Below are 16,887 nucleotides of genomic sequence, written 5' to 3'. Positions count from 1 at the left end.
TAACGGTACATGTGGCACGATCCTGCTAAAAAGCGAAATGGTCACGTTGAGACGGGGGGTTAGTGTAGTACCACCTTAACGCGGGCATCATATTCTACAAAAGAATATATAATTATCTTTTTAGTTCTAAAAGCTATTTAAAATCCATTGAGGCCCAGCGACGGCGCTGCCAGACCCACACAAACCCTATCGAGTTAACCAGCCGGTATAATAACTGCACCAGCCATACACCTAATAAGCCATGCCCTAAGCCAATACCAACCCAGCAGGCCAGCGGTAGAAAAAACAGCCACTGCATACCCACGGTTAGCATCATGACAGTGCGTTGAGCGCCAGCGCCCATTAACGCCTGAGCAAGCACCAGCGCCGCCGCATCCATCACAATCATCACACCTGTTAGCTGAAGTGGCACGGCGCCCATAGCGATGAGTTCTGGGCTGCTAAAGAAGGTGCTGAGTATCTTTTCAGGCATTAGCAGCATAGGCAGCGCCAACAATAACAGCAGCAGCCAGGCCACGCGAAGCGCATCCAGGCCCCACTGATGCGCTTCGCGCTGGGCATCTCGCCCTAGGGCTTCGCCCACTAAACTCATCGCGGCAACGCCAACGCCGACACCCGGCAAAATTAGCAGGAGCGATAGATTAATTAGGACATGTCCAACGGCAACGCTAGCAGTGCCTAGCTGACTTAATAGCCAGAATAAAACGGCATAGCCCGCAGCGAACCAAAGCTGCTGGATAGAATGCGGTATGGCCAATGCGAGCGTTGAGCGTAGCGTGGCGAAGCTAGGTAGACATGTCAAAAAATGCGTATTGAATGCACTTTTCAAGCTAATCCGGCTCCACACTACCAAGCCGACAAACAGCGATAGGGTCGTACCTGCACCAGCACCGCTTGCCCCCATATGTGGCAGGCCGGCAACGCCGTAGATCAGGCCCGCACTAGCGACGACATTCAGCAGGTGCACCGCCACAATAATCTGCAAATAAAGCTGCGTCTGCTGACGACCATTCCAGTAGCCACGAAAACATAGCGTTAGCGCAATGGCCGGTAGCGAGATGACCCGCCAACGGAAGTAGTCAACGGCAACCGCATGTACATCCGGCGCCTGAGTGATAAAGCCAATTAAACAAGGCGCCTGCCACCATGCCAATATCGATAGCGGAAGCGCCATCGCAGCGCCTATCATTAACCCTGACTGCAGCGGATGGTAGCGTTCTACGGCGGATAAGCCGGCACGCTGGGCCGTCTGTGACTGCACGCTGGAGGAGAGACCAAAGACAACAGCGGTGAGCATAAACATCGCGTAGCCGCCCACGCCAACACCGGCCAAGGCGACTTCACCCAGCCGCCCTACAAGCGCCGCGTCGATCAAGTTGAGTACGCTTTGTGACAGCATGCCCAACATAATCGGCAGGGCTAAACGAATGACCTTACCATGACGGCGAGTGACAAATAGACCCATCGATGCCAATCAGCTTGGGTCGTAGGAAAGCACCGGTGAAAGCCAGCGCTCCATCTCCTCAAGCGGCATGGGCTTACGGGCAGCGATTGTCTCAACCTGGTCACGGGTGATTTTACCGGTCGAAAAATATTTCGACTGCGGATGAGCAAAGTACCAGCCCGCAACGGCAGCAGCAGGCCACATAGCAAAGCTTTCAGTTAATGCTAGGCCAGTGTTCTCGGTCGCATTGAGCATTCTAAACAGCGTGGCTTTCTCAGTATGATCAGGACAGGCCGGGTAGCCGGGAGCAGGGCGAATACCCTGGTATTTCTCAGCAATTAACGCCTCGTTATCCAATACTTCTTCTGGCACATAGCCCCAGAATTCCTTACGTACACGCTCATGCATACGTTCAGCAAAGGCTTCTGCGAGGCGATCCGTTAATGCCTGAACCATAATCGCGTTATAGTCGTCACCCGCCGCCCCATAGGCTTTAGACAGCTCATCGACACCGTGGCCGGTGGTCACCGCAAAGCCGCCAATCCAATCGGCTTTGCCGCTTTCCTTGGGGGCAATAAAGTCAGCCAAGCTGTAGCAAATGCCGTCGCGGCCTTTTGTCGTTTGCTGGCGAATATGATGGAGGCGCTCAACGACTTCGCTGCGCGACTCGTCGGCATAAACCTCAATCACGTCATCATCAACGCTATTGGCAGGCCAAAGCCCAATAACGCCCCGTGCCTGCACGCGCTTTTCATCAATTAACTTACGCAACATGCTTTTCGCATCTTCAAACAGGTTGCGCGCAGCTTCACCAACAACGTCATCATTAAGAATTTTGGGATACTTACCCGCGAGCTGCCAGCTCATAAAGAAAGGCGTCCAGTCGATAAACGCCACGAGCTCTTCAAGGTCATAGTTATCGAAGGTTTTTAATCCAATCATTGTGGGCTGGGCGGGCGTGTGGTTACTCCAGTCAGTGCGAAAACGTCGCTTGCGCGCTTGAGTATAATCAAGGTCTGCCGCTTTGGGGCGGCGCTTAGCGTTACGCTCACGAACTTTTTCATACTCTTCGCGAATGTCAGCCACATAGGCGGGCTTTTGTGCAGAAGAGAGCAGCCGCCCCGCAACGCCTACTGCGCGCGAGGCATCGGTGACATAAATGACCGGGTGCTCATATTGAGGCTCAATTTTGACCGCTGTGTGGGCCTTAGATGTCGTTGCACCACCAATCAACAGCGGTAAATCCATGCCGCGGCGCTGCATTTCTTTGGCCACGCTGACCATTTCATCCAGCGACGGCGTAATGAGGCCAGAAAGGCCGATAATATCGGCGTTATGATCTTTCGCTGCCTGCAAAATTTTATCAGCGGGCACCATCACGCCAAGATCAATCACTTCGTAGTTATTGCACTGCAGCACCACGCCGACAATGTTTTTACCAATATCGTGAACATCGCCCTTTACCGTTGCCATTACGATCTTGCCTTTGGCTTTCACCTGCTCGCTTTTCTCGGCTTCAATAAAAGGAATCAGATAAGCCACGGCCTGTTTCATCACCCGCGCGGACTTAACGACCTGGGGCAAAAACATTTTCCCGTCGCCGAAGAGGTCGCCAACGACGTTCATACCGTCCATTAACGGACCTTCGATGACTTCGATAGGGCGCTTGGCTTGGCTACGGGCTTCTTCAGCATCGCCTTCTATATAAACCGTAATACCTTTCACAAGCGCGTGTTCAATACGCTTATTGACCGGCCAGCTACGCCATTCAAGGTCTTCTTTTTTGGGCGCGCCGCTACCGTCTCCTTTAAACTTATCGGCAATATCGAGCAGGCGTTCAGTACCGTCGCTGCGGCGGTTTAACACCACATCTTCAACCGCATCGCGCAGCTCTGCAGGCAAGTCGTCGTACACGGCTAGCTGGCCCGCATTGACGATGCCCATGCTGAGACCCGCACGAATAGCATGATATAGAAACGCCGAGTGAATCGCTTCGCGCACCGCATTATTACCACGAAACGAGAACGAGACGTTGGAAACACCGCCTGAAATCATGGCGTGGGGCAGGTTGTCACGAATCCATTGAGTGGCTTCAATAAAGTCGACCGCGTAGTTATTGTGCTCTTCAATACCTGTCGCGATGGCAAAAATATTAGGATCAAAAATAATGTCTTCAGCAGGGAAGCCAATCTCGTCCACCAGCAAACGATAGGCACGCTGACAAATTTCGGTTTTACGCGCAAAAGTATCCGCTTGGCCTTCTTCATCAAAAGCCATTACCACAATAGCAGCACCAAAACGCCGGCATTTGGTCGCCTGTTCGCGGAAGGCGGCCTCTCCCTCTTTTAATGAAATGGAGTTAACGACCGCCTTGCCTTGGACGCACTTCAGGCCTGCTTCGATGATCTCCCACTTGGAGGAGTCGATCATAATAGGCACACGGGCAATATCAGGCTCACCGGCAATGAGATTAAGAAAGCGCTCCATGGCTTCCTTAGATTCAAGCATACCCTCGTCCATGTTGATATCAATCACCTGAGCGCCGTTCTCTACCTGCTCAAGGGCGACTTCTAACGCCGTAGTAAAATCTTCTTCAACAATCAGTCGCTTAAAACGTGCCGAACCGGTGACGTTAGTGCGCTCACCAACGTTGACGAATAACGAGTCGGCTTGGATATTGAACGGCTCAAGCCCTGATAAACGGCAAGCATGGCTAAGCTCGGGAACAACGCGGGGTGCCATATGGCGAACGGAGTCGGCAATGGCGCGAATATGGTCTGGCGTCGAACCGCAGCAACCGCCAATGATGTTGACCATGCCGCTGGCAGCGAACTCGCTGACAATCTCAGACATCTCCTCAGCCGTCTGGTCATACTCACCAAACTCGTTGGGAAGCCCAGCATTGGGGTGCGCCGATACGAAGGTGTCAGCCTTTTTGGATAGCTCCTCCACATAAGGGCGCAGCTCCTCAGCACCCAGCGCGCAGTTTAATCCTACGGAAAGCGGCTGAGCGTGGCGTACTGAGTTCCAAAACGCCTCGGTGGTTTGGCCTGAAAGCGTGCGCCCAGAGGCGTCTGTGATGGTGCCCGAGATCATCACTGGCAGTCTTTCACCACGATCATCAAATAGCTCTTCTAACGCATAAATAGCCGCTTTTGCGTTGAGCGTATCGAAGATCGTTTCGATCATAATCAGGTCAGCGCCGCCAGCAATGAGTGCTTCGGCAGCCTCATAGTAATTTTCACGCAGCGCATCAAAGGTCACGTTGCGCTTGGCGGGATCATTAACATCTGGCGATAGAGACGCCGTACGCGACGTAGGGCCTAGCACGCCAGCAACATAGCGGGGCACGCCGGTTTCAGCCGCGACCGCATCGCAGACCTCGCGCGCCAGGCGTGCCGATTCATAGTTGAGCTCTACGACCAGCGCTTCCATCCCGTAATCAGACTGTGACAGCTGAGTGCTGTTAAACGTATTGGTCTCAATAATATCGGCACCGGCCTCCAGGTAGTCGCGGTGAATACGCGTGACTAAATCGGGGCAGGTGAGCGCTAGTAGATCGTTATTGCCTTTGAGGTCCGAGGGCCAATCGCTGAATCGTTCACCACGAAAATCTTCCTCGCTCAGCTGGGCATTCTGCAGCATGGTGCCCATGCCGCCGTCCAGAATCAGGATGCGTTGGGTAAGGCGTTGGGTGAGGGTTGCGATCAAAGCACTATCAGCCATGGCAGGGTGAATTCTCCAGCGTCACAGTCGTCAAAGGGGATGTTGTTATCGTCGGAAAAGCAGCATCAGTGGTTAAGCGGCGCGTAATGATAACAAAAGGGAGTACAAAAGGCGCCTCTAAGGGCCGCCAGATAATGCCGGTGAGACAGACAGGTGATCATCTACCGACATAAAGTCATCTTTTAAATAGCCTACTAAATTACTCGGGATTGTGTCAGAGCGATGTTTTGCTTACCATAGCAACAAATGACATGTGAAGTGGTTCAGTCATTAGGCTTAGCCACTACCACAGGAGGAAGATACCCCTCATGACCACGACTAGCGAAAAAAACACCAGCGTCGATACCCAAGGTATCGATATAACTAATAGTGCTCAGGAATATCTTTCCGAATTGCTTGAAAAGCAAAACGTAGAAGGTATTGCAGTGCGCATCTTTATTACTCAGCCAGGTACGCCGTACGCGGAAACCTGCCTGGCTTACTGCCGCCCAGGTGAAGAAGAGCCCACCGACGTCACGCTGGAACTCGAGAAAATCAACGTTTTCCTCGATAAGAACAGCCTGGCCTTTTTGGAAGAGGCGGTCGTCGATTTTAACGCGGACCGTATGGGCGGCCAACTGACGATCAAAGCACCGAACGCCAAAATGCCCAAGGTTAACGCCGATAGCCCGCTTGAAGACCGTATTAATTACGTTCTTTACAGCGAGATCAATCCCGGGCTGGCAGCACACGGTGGTGAGATAAAATTAATAGAGCTAACCGAGCAGCAATACGCGGTCTTAGCTTTCGGCGGCGGTTGCCAGGGCTGCTCAGCGGTTGATTTAACTTTGAAAGACGGGGTAGAAAAAACCTTGATGGAGCGCATCCCAGAACTTGCCGGCATCCGCGACGTCACCGACCACTCTGATACCACCAACGCCTATTATCAGTAATACGCCAGGAAGCTGCTGTCATTGACTAGTTATCGATGTTGATAAGCTATAGCCGTTGAACAAAACGCCCAGCCACCGTGCTGGGTGTTTTCATAAGCGCAGGGCAAGCAGAGTGTCGCGCTCAGAGGCCGAGAGTTAGGCAAGATCGGTAATTACGGATCGGCTACCTGAGTAGCGGAGCGAGATAGCCGCCGTCTACGCTGAGTAGGCCAGCGAGCAGCCGGCACGGGCGCCAGTCCTCGATACTCTCAGGGGCTTTCCAGATGTCAATATCTCGCAGTTGGTCGAGAATCGCTGCGCCATGGATAAGCGCAAGACCATGAATCGGATCCATATGACGAGCGGCGATTTCAATGGCCGCGTTTCCTGCTTCCGAATCAACCCGATAGCCATCGTCGGATACGCAGGCCTCGCATACCAGCCGGCACAGGTCGATCTCGACGGGACCGAGCACGGCGAACTCAAAGTCCAGCAGGGCGACGACCTCTCCTTCCCATAAGGCATTCATCAGCGCGAGGTCGCCATGGTTGGCGGTTTGTTCTACCAAAGATGCAGCCCGGAAGTAACCCTCTATGACCTTATGGAGCTGCGACTGCTGGGCACTGGAAAGTCCCAGCTTTATTTCGACACGGTTAGCCGCCTCGATGGCAGAATCAAGCGTAGCCGGTATGAACCCCCCATGAGATGCGACATGCTTCCTGAGCGACGGGCTCACGTCGTGTACGACCTGAGCCCGAGCCCATAGCTGACGGACCGCCGCTCCCCGCTGCGCAGGCGTCAGCGCCGGCCACGCCTCGTGTAGGTTCTGGCCGCGAACCTCCGCGCTCACGATCCAGCCGTGGCCCTCGATAATGCCCTCTCCAAGGATTTCGGGGTGCCCGACCTCTTTCGGAAGAGCGCGCACGAACGCAACCTCGCGTGCCATATCGACAGCTGTATGCGCAATCCGCACGGCGATGCCATTACCGACCCAGGTCGCGTTCGAGTATCCATTGGCTCGCTGCATTCGCGCGAGTTCGCCACCATAGAGAGCCGCCACCTTAGCGGCCAAGCTCCGGACAAGCGCTGTGCTGGTCGGGTCACGATGCTGGTCGAGCGGATGAATACTTTTACTGGACTCCGTCATAGTCATTTTTCCATTGTGAATCAGTTGTGGTCAGTCCGAGTGCTCGGCAAGCCAAAGCTTGACCATTTCCTGACGAATTTGGCGCAGACCCTACAAAAGCTCAGAAAACCTTAGCGTACGATTTTTTCCGAATTCTGTAGTCCCCCTTTATCAGCTAGCGACGCTGGCAACTCCGTCAACTGCTGCTGTAACGCTTCCATCCGGCTCCAAAGCTCTGCTTGCCACTCCTTCTGGAGCGAGTCCTCATTCTGCGCATGCTGCTGGGCCTGCTGCTCAAGGGCTGACTGGGCTTGGCTTAACTGCTCCACTAAAGCATGGTGCTCTTTCGTTAGCGTAGTGATTTGCTGCTCATGCTCGCTAAATTGCTGCTCTCGTTCACCGGCGTCGAGCTGCATTTGGTGCATGGCCTGCTGCTTAGCGTTTAGCTCTTCGCTTAGCGTCTCTATGCGTTGCTGGCTCTGAATAAGACGCTTTTGATACGCCTTTTCCTCTTGTGTCCGGGCTTGCTGTGCCGTATCTAGCATCGCCATTAGCCTGCCTTCAGCGGCTTCGTGGCGCTGTTCTTCTTGTCCAAGACGCTGCTCTGCGGCTAAACGCTGCTGGTTAAGCTCGTCCGCCTGAGCCTGCGCATTCTCCTCTGCCTGTTTCAGCAAGTGCTGATGTGCTTGTTTTAGCTGAACGCCTTCATCGCGCGCCGCTTGGGCTAGCTGTTGCCAGTGATGCTCGTTTGTCTGACTGGCCGCCAGCTCACGGTTGAGCGCTTCCATACGCTGCTCAACGTGGCGTAGATGTTCGGCGAGGGCGCTTTCACGCTGCTCGGCATCAGCCGCTTGTCGACCGGCTTCTTGCTCTGCCTGCTGGGCGGCCTCTACCTGTCGATTCGCTTCTTCGCGGTAATGCACTAGCGCTTGATTTGCGGCTTCTTGAGCTTCTTGCCATAGCTGGCTAGCCGCCGTCACTACAGCCTCGGGCACGCCTTTGGGCGGGGGAACATCGCGACTTTGTTCGCGCTCGCTGCGCCATAGCCGGAAGTGCTCGCTAATCGTCGTAAAGCTGCCGGTGCCTAAAACATCACGGATGCGCTGTACGCTGGGATTGTCGCCACGCGCCAGCAGCACATCTATGGCTTGCTGCACATCGCTGTACTGAATGCCGTTGCGGGCCATCGAGCTTTCCTTTTTTGACTAAATTTGTACTCCTATTGTCGTGATAATTCGGATGAAAGGCAATTGTTACATATTACATTTTACGTAATATTATTTATCTATTAGAGGGTGAATTCAAGATTACACGTATTATCTTGAGTTTATGTGTCGATAGATGCAGACTTGGGGCATTGTCATCGTCGCTAATGATTGCATAGCCAAAGAGAGGGGGGGATTGTTTAATGCCGGACAGACAGCCTCTTACCAAAGCAGAATTTATAACGCTTAACAAAGTGTTAACAGCTGAACCTGCTGGCGGCAGGATTGCTGCTAAAAATGATGCTCAGGCAGTGATGGCATGGCTTAAGGAATACAAAGATAGCAGCCAGACGTTTAAGGCGTATCGGCGTGAATCTGAGCGGTTATTGCTTTGGCTAAGCAGCCAAGGGCTCACGCTGCCTGATATAAATCGTGAAACGCTACATCGTTTTGAAGCATTTCTTGCCGATCCACAGCCCAGCGAACAGTGGGTTGGCCCTTCAAAGCCACGCGTGCACCCAGCATGGCGCCCGTTTCGCGGCCCGTTATCACCACCTAGCCGGCGCCAGAGTCTCGTCATACTGCAAGGAATGTTTAGCTGGCTGGTGGAAGCAGGCTGGGTTAGCCATAACCCGTTTCGCTTGATGCGCGACAAATCAAGACGCCTGAATAACCAACCCCTGCGCATTGAGCGCTATTTGGAAAGGGAGCTATGGGCGTGGCTGTGGCAATGGCTGAACATACCGCTAGAGAACGATAAAAATAGCCGCATTCATTTTGAACAGGCAAGACGACAATTCATATTTGGCTTTGCCTATTTACTTGCGCCACGCATTAGTGAAATGGCCGATGCCCGCATGGGTGATTTCCAACGCAGCGAAGGGCGGTGGTGGTGGTCCGTGGTGGGTAAAGGCAACAAAGTAGCGCGCATTCCGCTACCTGATGACATGCGGGCATGCCTGCACCAATGGCGCCAAGCGATTGGCTTGCCTGAGCATACTAGCGAACTGGAAGCTGTAGCACCGGTGCTGCGCTCACTGGATGGGCAGCGCGGCCTTGGCCACAACCAGCTTTATCGCCTGATTTGCGCCACGTTCCGAGAAGCGTCGGATGCGCTTGAAGATCAAGGCGGCGAGCCTGCGCACATTGCTGCACTACGCCAGGCGACGCCACACTGGTTACGACATACCTCTATCACTCATCAAGCCCAGTCAGGCATTAGCCTAAGGCATTTAGCTGAAAGCGCCCGCCACGCTCGCTTAGAAACAACCGCACGCTATTTGCATAGTGAAGACGACGAGTGGCATCGCGAGCAGCAGCGGCATCGACTGCAGCATCCGCACGGCAATTCGGATACCAATGACTCCCTCAACCCACCTCTGAGCCGTTATAATAAACAGGTTGATAATCTCTGAAAGAGAGCATTTAAGCAGGCAATCCCTATTTAGAAGGACATACCATGAGCACTTCCGGCGCCGAGCTGGCCCAGCAAGAGCTGATTGAAGATTTCGAGATATTCGACAATTGGATGGATCGCTATCAATATATTATCGACATGGGTAAACAGCTACCTGATTTCCCTGATGATTGGAAAATCGAGGAGTTTAAAATACAAGGCTGTCAGTCGAATGTATGGATGCGCCATGAAGAACAGGGCGATAAGCTAGTTTTCAAGGCAACGTCGGACGCCGCCATTGTCTCTGGCCTTATTGCGATACTGCTGCGCATTTACAGTGAGCGAACGGCGGCTGAAATTCGCGCTACCGAGCCTCACTTTTTGGCCGACTTAGGGTTGGATAAACATCTTTCGCCCACGCGCAGCAATGGCTTGCATGCCATGCTAGAAAGAATTTATCTGGTTGCGCAGCAACAATAGCCGTGAGAAAACTTGCTTAGCGGGGAGGGTGCTCACAGCATGAGTCATCGTCCTCGCGGCAAAGTTGCTCACTTCGCCCCCCAGGAACAGGGTCCATGCCGCCTGCGTGGCCAGGATGGCATTTAACGATACGCTTAATTGCCATCCAGCCACCAGCAAAAGGGCCGTGCACCTGAATAGCCTCAATTGTGTAAGATGAGCAGCTAGGCCAGAAGCGGCAGCGAGGGCCCAGTAACGGGCTAAGCGTATACTGATAGACTCTCACCAAGCCAATCATTACTTTCATTAACGCCCAGCGCGGGCCTGATCGCAGTGCTGATTTCCAGCGCGCCATTGCTAAGACTCGTTTTTTTTACCGTACAGTTGATCAGGGTCGATTAACGGCGTACTGGTAATTACAGCCTGCTTTTCATCTATCGCAATATAGAAGCAGCTGCGACGACCCGTGTGGCAGGCAGGGCCCGTTTGATCGACGTACAGAAGGAGTGTGTCAGCATCGCAATCCAGTGCTGCGGATACTAGCTGTTGCTGCTGACCCGATGACTCGCCTTTACGCCAGAGCGTTTGCCGCGAGCGCGAGAAATAACAGACGCGACGAGTCGAGAGCGTCTCCTCTAATGCCGCGCGATTCATCCAGGCCATCATCAATACTTCTTTTGAATCATGCTGCTGCGCAATGGCAGGAATTAAACCATCAGCATTGAACTTGACAGCGGCGAGGAGGGTGGTGGCAGAGGGCAGGCTATCGTCAGGTGACGCTCTCTCTAACTGCTTAAAGAGAGCATCTGGCGCAACCTGATCAAAACGGGACATTGAATATACTCACTAGCAATTCGATTAAGAAGTGGCTCGACAGCGCTGACAAAGGCCCTGTAGCTCAATAGTTTGGCGCTCGATCTTGAAGCCTTGCCCTTGAGCAAGCGCGACGAGCTGCTCGCTGATTGCATCTAAATGCAGCTCTTCCACATAGCCACATTGACGGCAGATCAACAGTTGAAAACCGTGAGCATGCTCAGGACAGGCACAGGCTACGTAGGCATTCAAAGATTCAATGCGGTGGACAAGCCCCTGATCAATCAAGAACTCCAAAGCACGATAAACGGTCGGTGGGCGAGCTGCGGCATGCTCAGTGGAAAGTTTATCAAGCAAATCATAAGCTTTCAGCCCACCGCCATTTTCAGCAATTAACTCCAATACTCGCCGACGAATGGGCGTAAATCGCACGCCACGGATATGGCACTGAGATTCAGCCTGCTGTAGTAATGTATTCGCTTGGGTCATGGGCAACTCAGTGAACGCTAACAGCGTAAATTTCGACTAGAACCTAGTTTTTATAGACCAAGTTTATAGACCTAGTTTACGCATTCGTAGAAGAGGTGTCTTTGCTTTCGACTAATTCACTCTGGCGCGCAAAATGATGCTGTGCAAAGGCTACGCGCTCAATAGTTGGCACATTGTCTGGCTGCTGCTCAATAAGATCAAGTCGGCGTCGCAAACCTTCGCCATTAGTCATTTGAATGGCAAGACCAGGGCGAGCGTTAAGCTCAAGCAGCATCGGACCATGCTCGCGATCTAACACCATGTCGGTACCTAAATAGCCTAGCCCCGTCATCTCATAACAACCTGCCGCTAAATGAAGCAGCGTATCCCACTGAGGAACCACTAAGCTTGCTAAGTCGTGCCCCGTATCCGGATGGCTAAAACAAGGCATATCAAATTGAACGGCACGCAGTGCAGCGCCAGTGGCAATATTTAAACCAACGCCCACCGCACCTTGGTGCAGGTTTGCTTTGCCATCGGATGCCGCGGTAGAAAGGCGCATCATCGCCATTACCGGATAGCCTTTAAAGACAATTACCCGGATGTCGGGCACGCCTTCATAGGTATAGTCCATCAAGCTTTCATCGAAGTTAATCAGCGTTTCAATCAAGGCCACATCAGGCGAACCGCCCAGTGAATAGAGGCCTGAGAGAATGTTCGAGACATGGCGCTCAATATCGGTAATGGACTGACGCATACCGCTGGGTTTAATGAAGCCATCTTCATCAACATGCTCAATTACCAGTATGCCTTTACCGCCGCTGCCTTTGGCAGGCTTGATGACAAACCCGTCGTGCCCAGCCAACATTTCACTAATGTGCTTCACGCCAAACTGAGTGGTCACAGTACCGATCAGTTTTGGCGTGGTTATTCCATACTGCTGAGCCAACAACTTAGTCTTGAGCTTGTCATCGACAAGCGGATAAAGGCGGCGACGATTATAGCGGCCAATATAGCGAATATTGCGCCGATTCATACCGATAATACCTTTATCGCGCAGACGTGTTGGCCAGGTCCAGTTTTTCAACCAACTCATGAAAGCTTCTCGTCGTCAGTGATTGGCTTAAAGCGGCGCAGCTCTAACAAACGATAACCGGTGTAATTGCCCAGCAATAGAATCAGTGCCATCAGTATCAACTGCACACCTAAAAAGTTGAACGTGATATGGCGCACCCAAGGATTGTTCATCGCCAAGTAAGCAAGGACAGCCGTTACCAAGCTACCGCCACCTTGAATTAACACCTGCTTGGGACCTTCTTCCTCCCATAAAATCGACATCCGCTCGATAGTCCAAGCGAGAATAATCATCGGGAAAAAGGTGATGGTAAGCCCAGCGCTGAGTCCCATACGGTAGGCCAATACGGTAAAGATAGAAATAATCGCAATGACCGTAATGATGACCGCTGACACCCTAGCCACCAGCAGTAAATTAAGATAGGACAGGTAGTTACGAATAATAAGACCCATGGTAACGATCAGTAAAAAGCCGATCAATCCAGTGGTAAGAGAGATTTGAATGAAGGCGAGGGCGATCAATACCGGCATAAAAGTACCGGATGTTTTAAGGCCCACGAGCACCCGCAACAATACTACCATCAATGCACCGATCGGGATAAGCAAGATAGTCTGGAACAGCGCCTGCTCTTCCAATGGCAGGCTATGAATAGAGAAATTTAGCAGTGTATCGTCAGAGTAATGATTACGCACCGCAGCGGATGCAGGCTGATCATGGGTCATCATTGAGAATGAAACCCGAGAATTAGTGCCGCCTTGAACTTCAAGTACCGCTCTGCCGCCTGTTTCCCAAAGCAGCAGGTTGTCAGGCTTGCCTTGCTCGCCAGTAGCGGGATTGAAGATAGACCATTGCTCGCCGTCATCGGCAAAGACTTGAATCCAGCTGCTTAGCGTTTGACGGCGGCGTCCGTCCTCCAGTATAAGACCGCTGACTTCACGGGCTAATACGCCAGACTGATTAAGCAGGCGCACTACCAGAGCTGCAGGCGCTTCTTGCGACAGCAGCAACCGCGCATTTTCTTCCTGACGCTCGCCGTTAACATCACGAATAAGCTCACGAGCAAAGGTAGCGTTATTAGCGCTACGCGACCAGGCTTGTTCAATTAGCTGGTTAGCAGCGGAATCATAGGGGCTTTCCCATGGCGTTGCGGCAGTTAATTCGGGCGGTGTTTGGATCGGAGAGCGGGCGTCTTGAGATACGAGCATCTGGACCGAGTAATACAGCTGCTGGCTACCCGCAGCGTTACGGATAGTCCACTGTGCCGTGCGGCCTAACTCATCGGCCTGATAAGCAAGACCATATCCTGAGGAAGCCGTGTTTTCGGTTAACACTCGATAGCCTGCTTGATGGGAAGGCAGCGCCATATCGACCTGCACAGGCCCATTCTGGGCGTTGAAAGTAATGCCCGCCTCAATTTCCCACACCTGGCGTTGTTCACCCGGTAGCCAGGGGATTTCGAACTGCACATGGCGATGCACGCTGGACGCAATACCAACAACTAATAAAAAGCCGACAATAATATAAAACATTAACCGGGACATGCAGATTCCTTTCAGGGTAAAGCGCCAGGGTGATCAGTTACTCTTCGGTGTCGTCTTCATCAACTGCTTCATCTTCAGCAGCTTGATCGGGTGGCTCGCCACCTGGAAACTCAGGTCGATCGTGCAAGTACGTATCGGCCACATCGATCAAAGCGATATCCATCAAGAATCGCCGACCAAGCAGCACAGGGTAATCAAGGTGCGTTCGATCATTGAGTGTAAAATCAACGTTTCCACGTATCGGGCCTAGCGTCATTAATAATGAGATAACCGGACGTGACTCTTCGCCGGAGGCTTGAACAATGCGCACTCGACGAACTATCGGCGCTTCAATCCATTCATCTCGCTGAGCCTCAACGGCAATATCGTCCTCATTGAGCGCCAGTTTGAAACGTACCCAGTCTTCACCATCGCGCTCAAACCGAGTGATATCGGATGCAGACAAAGATGACGTATTAGCACCGGAATCCACCCGCGCTTTAAGATAAGTCCCTATGCTGGGCAAACCCACCCATTCGCTGCGACCCAGCAGCGTTTTAGTGGTTAAGCTTTCATCGACTTCACATTCTTCACGAATGATGACGGGCTCGTCATCGCGTGCTTCCAACTGCTGTACGTCTTGGCGCAGATAGCGCAGAAGGCTGCCCACTTCACGCACATCCGCGGTTAAAGCCTGCTGCTCGTCAAGTTGACGCGACTGTAGCTCAGAGCGAGCATCGCATTGCTGCATCAGTTGACTTTCTAGCTCAAGGATACGTGAATTGAATGACGCCTCACTTAACGGCGGCGGGCCACTAGGTTCCGGCTGGGTTGCTGCACAGCCTGCGATTGAGAGCGACAAGCCAGCTACTAGCCAAAAAACACCTGGGCGCATAACGAGTGATATCCTTGGACAATAAGTGGAAGGATGATAAGGAGAAGGGAGACTAGTGTCCAACGCCATTAAGATTTTTCGAACACCTACTTTACTTAGGGTATCTTATGCGCAGTGGCTACACCTCATGAATCGGATAGAAGCAAGGAGGCCGAACAGAGCGAGGTTATTAACAAAATCAGAGATATGCCGACCCATGAAGCTTGTTTATAGGGCTGAATATGTGCCAACGCGTGAGCCAGCGATGGGTATTATAACACTGCGTTAGAGGCAGCTAGCGTGACCGAGAGTTACTCGTCAAACAATGCGCTTTTTCTTTTGGAAAGACGCGCTGTTCATCCAAAGGCTTATGGGTGTCGGCGTCGCCACCAACTATGCCAGATACGAGACTGAGTTAACCAGATTTGCTTGCTAATACAGATAAAACAGATTTGCTTGCTAATACAGATAAAACATTAGGCGCAAGAATCTGTGACAGAATTTCAGCATCTGCATCGCCTGGGGCGTACCATAAGTAGAGAGGCACTCCTGAGCGCCCGTGTTGCTCTAAAAAAGTGGTGATGGCGGGGTCGCCATTGGTCCAGTCGCCCTTCATTGTGATCACACCCGCCTGCTCAAATGCCTGCTGCGTGCTGGGTATATCGATTGCCCGCTGTTCGTTGATCTTACAGGTGACGCACCAGTCTGCGGAAAAGTAGACGAAGATGGCGTGTTCTTGTTGTCGAAGATCGGCCAAGCGGCCCGCGTCGAAGTCGAGCGAGCGTGTTTCAGCTGAGTTGGTGAGCGTATTGCCCCTTTCGTCTTGCTGGGCAAAGGAACCCGGAACCAGGACGCTGCCCATCAACGTGAGTCCGGCCGCTAGTCCTGCCGGAAGCCAGCTTAATCGCTTGGCGCTGCGTTGGCGCAGTCCGGTGAACCAAAGCCCTATCGCCAGTAGCATGATCAGAGCAAGGCTCGCAATCATGCCGTTGTTGTTGAGCTGGCGGCCAAGCACCCAGGCCAAGGCTAGAGCGGTTAGGAACATGGGGATGGCCATGATATGCCGGAAGCTTGCAAGCCAAGGGCCAGGGCGAGGAAGGCGGCGACGCAGCACCGGTACGAAAGCAAGCAGCAAAAACGGCAGGGCAATGCCCAAGCCCAGGCCCGCAAACACCGTCAGGGCGGCAAACGTGGGAAGTACCAAGGCTGCGCCAAGAGCCGTAGCCATAAAGGGGCCGGAGCAGGGCGTTGCGACGAAGGCAGCAAGCACGCCTGTCCAGAATGCACCGGCCACGCCGTCCTGGCTTGCTAGCTTGCCACCGGCATTGATAGAGCCCAGCTCAAAGAGGCCTGCCAGATTAAAGCCGATGGCTACGGTCAACAGTGTCAGCACCACGATGACCCGTGGGTCTTGCAGTTGAAATGCCCAGCCAACGTGAGTGCCTGCTGCGCGCAGGGCAATAATGGCTGCGCCAAGTAGTAAGCAAACGACCACCACTCCAGCGGTATAGGCTAATGCCTCGCGCCGGGCTTCGCGCTCACCCCCGGTTAAACGCGCAAGGCTAAGTACCTTGAGACTGAGGATCGGGAAAACGCAGGGCATAATGTTGAGCAGAACGCCGCCCAGTATTGCACCGAGAAAGGCTGTCAGAAGTAAAGGAAAACTGCTTTGGCCGGTGGCACTTGCGATGGAAGAGCTTTGAGATCCGCTTGCGCTCGCTACGGGCGTCCCACCTTTATGACCAACCAGTGACAGGCCGGTACCGGTGCCCAATGACAGCAGCGCCTCGAACTCGTCAGGCGGACTATCTACCAGCCAGGATTTTGACAGCTTGGTTTCGACCATCAACGTATCGTCTTCACGGCTGAA

14 protein-coding genes are annotated in these 16,887 nt (G+C 52.9%); 3 read left to right on the top strand and 11 right to left on the bottom strand.

The features are described from left to right. Positions 1-133: 133 nt before the first annotated feature. Complete coding sequence (locus tag ACTH5D_RS13725) at positions 134-1,465, bottom strand: MATE family efflux transporter (protein ID WP_441672183.1); 1,332 nt, start codon at positions 1,463-1,465, stop codon at positions 134-136. A 9-nt stretch (positions 1,466-1,474) separates the two neighbouring features. Next, complete coding sequence (metH, locus tag ACTH5D_RS13720; RefSeq protein WP_441672181.1) at positions 1,475-5,170, bottom strand: methionine synthase; 3,696 nt, start codon at positions 5,168-5,170, stop codon at positions 1,475-1,477. 308 nt (positions 5,171-5,478) lie between these two features. On the opposite strand from metH, the gene nfuA reads away from it, so the two are divergent. Further along, positions 5,479-6,102, top strand: coding sequence for a Fe-S biogenesis protein NfuA (gene nfuA / locus ACTH5D_RS13715; protein ID WP_441672179.1), 624 nt, complete (start codon positions 5,479-5,481; stop codon positions 6,100-6,102). 163 nt (positions 6,103-6,265) lie between these two features. Here nfuA and ACTH5D_RS13710 read toward each other — a convergent pair whose 3' ends face one another. Then, positions 6,266-7,228, bottom strand: coding sequence for a phosphotransferase family protein (locus ACTH5D_RS13710; RefSeq protein WP_441672177.1), 963 nt, complete (start codon positions 7,226-7,228; stop codon positions 6,266-6,268). A gap of 110 nt (positions 7,229-7,338) precedes the next feature. Beyond that, positions 7,339-8,394 (bottom strand): DNA-binding protein, encoded by a 1,056-nt coding sequence (locus ACTH5D_RS13705; RefSeq protein WP_441672175.1) that lies wholly within the window; start codon positions 8,392-8,394, stop codon positions 7,339-7,341. 332 nt (positions 8,395-8,726) lie between these two features. Between ACTH5D_RS13705 and ACTH5D_RS13700 the strand changes: the two genes are divergently transcribed. Further along, a complete protein-coding gene (locus ACTH5D_RS13700) occupies positions 8,727-9,827 on the top strand; it encodes a tyrosine-type recombinase/integrase (RefSeq protein WP_441672185.1) in 1,101 nt (366 codons plus the stop codon). 44 nt (positions 9,828-9,871) lie between these two features. Further along, positions 9,872-10,288: a SufE family protein gene (locus ACTH5D_RS13695; RefSeq protein ID WP_441672173.1), complete on the top strand. Its 417-nt coding sequence runs from the start codon at positions 9,872-9,874 to the stop codon at positions 10,286-10,288. 16 nt (positions 10,289-10,304) lie between these two features. On the opposite strand, the gene yidD is transcribed toward ACTH5D_RS13695, so the two are convergent. The 7 genes from yidD to ACTH5D_RS13660 all read right to left on the bottom strand — a co-directional run. After that, positions 10,305-10,622 (bottom strand): membrane protein insertion efficiency factor YidD, encoded by a 318-nt coding sequence (gene yidD / locus ACTH5D_RS13690; protein ID WP_441672171.1) that lies wholly within the window; start codon positions 10,620-10,622, stop codon positions 10,305-10,307. A gap of 2 nt (positions 10,623-10,624) precedes the next feature. After that, positions 10,625-11,101, bottom strand: coding sequence for a phosphoribosyl-AMP cyclohydrolase (gene hisI, locus ACTH5D_RS13685; RefSeq protein ID WP_441672169.1), 477 nt, complete (start codon positions 11,099-11,101; stop codon positions 10,625-10,627). 24 nt (positions 11,102-11,125) lie between these two features. Next, positions 11,126-11,569, bottom strand: a complete 444-nt coding sequence (locus ACTH5D_RS13680) for a transcriptional repressor (protein ID WP_235042292.1) — start codon at positions 11,567-11,569, stop codon at positions 11,126-11,128. Between the two features lie 76 nt (positions 11,570-11,645). Then, positions 11,646-12,644 (bottom strand): alpha-L-glutamate ligase-like protein, encoded by a 999-nt coding sequence (locus tag ACTH5D_RS13675; RefSeq protein WP_441672167.1) that lies wholly within the window; start codon positions 12,642-12,644, stop codon positions 11,646-11,648. Next, a complete protein-coding gene (locus ACTH5D_RS13670; RefSeq protein ID WP_441672165.1) occupies positions 12,641-14,164 on the bottom strand; it encodes an inactive transglutaminase family protein in 1,524 nt (507 codons plus the stop codon). Before ACTH5D_RS13670 ends, ACTH5D_RS13675 begins: the two co-directional genes overlap by 4 nt. A gap of 37 nt (positions 14,165-14,201) precedes the next feature. Next, positions 14,202-15,038, bottom strand: a complete 837-nt coding sequence (locus ACTH5D_RS13665) for a putative ATP-dependent zinc protease (RefSeq protein WP_441672163.1) — start codon at positions 15,036-15,038, stop codon at positions 14,202-14,204. A gap of 394 nt (positions 15,039-15,432) precedes the next feature. Beyond that, positions 15,433-16,887 (bottom strand): protein-disulfide reductase DsbD family protein (locus ACTH5D_RS13660; RefSeq protein ID WP_441672161.1); only part of this gene is annotated, 1,455 nt, incomplete at its 5' end.

The sequence above is a fragment of the Halomonas sp. genome (assembly GCF_052095695.1).
Taxonomy (GTDB): Bacteria; Pseudomonadota; Gammaproteobacteria; order Pseudomonadales; family Halomonadaceae; genus Vreelandella.
Note: the sequence above shows the minus strand (reverse complement) of the source record. Positions and strands in the feature narration are given on the sequence as shown.

Excerpts from the sequence above, each read along its gene's own strand:
- yidD (WP_441672171.1), bottom strand. The coding sequence starts at position 10,622 with ATGGCGCGCTGGAAATCAGCACTGCGATCAGGCCCGCGCTGGGCGTTA.
- ACTH5D_RS13710 (WP_441672177.1), bottom strand. The coding sequence starts at position 7,228 with ATGACGGAGTCCAGTAAAAGTATTCATCCGCTCGACCAGCATCGTGAC.
- ACTH5D_RS13665 (WP_441672163.1), bottom strand. The coding sequence starts at position 15,038 with ATGCGCCCAGGTGTTTTTTGGCTAGTAGCTGGCTTGTCGCTCTCAATC.
- ACTH5D_RS13675 (WP_441672167.1), bottom strand. The coding sequence starts at position 12,644 with ATGAGTTGGTTGAAAAACTGGACCTGGCCAACACGTCTGCGCGATAAA.
- ACTH5D_RS13680 (WP_235042292.1), bottom strand. The coding sequence starts at position 11,569 with ATGACCCAAGCGAATACATTACTACAGCAGGCTGAATCTCAGTGCCAT.
- metH (WP_441672181.1), bottom strand. The coding sequence starts at position 5,170 with ATGGCTGATAGTGCTTTGATCGCAACCCTCACCCAACGCCTTACCCAA.
- hisI (WP_441672169.1), bottom strand. The coding sequence starts at position 11,101 with ATGTCCCGTTTTGATCAGGTTGCGCCAGATGCTCTCTTTAAGCAGTTA.
- ACTH5D_RS13695 (WP_441672173.1), top strand. The coding sequence starts at position 9,872 with ATGAGCACTTCCGGCGCCGAGCTGGCCCAGCAAGAGCTGATTGAAGAT.
- ACTH5D_RS13700 (WP_441672185.1), top strand. The coding sequence starts at position 8,727 with ATGGCATGGCTTAAGGAATACAAAGATAGCAGCCAGACGTTTAAGGCG.
- nfuA (WP_441672179.1), top strand. The coding sequence starts at position 5,479 with ATGACCACGACTAGCGAAAAAAACACCAGCGTCGATACCCAAGGTATC.
- ACTH5D_RS13725 (WP_441672183.1), bottom strand. The coding sequence starts at position 1,465 with ATGGGTCTATTTGTCACTCGCCGTCATGGTAAGGTCATTCGTTTAGCC.
- ACTH5D_RS13670 (WP_441672165.1), bottom strand. The coding sequence starts at position 14,164 with ATGTCCCGGTTAATGTTTTATATTATTGTCGGCTTTTTATTAGTTGTT.
- ACTH5D_RS13705 (WP_441672175.1), bottom strand. The coding sequence starts at position 8,394 with ATGGCCCGCAACGGCATTCAGTACAGCGATGTGCAGCAAGCCATAGAT.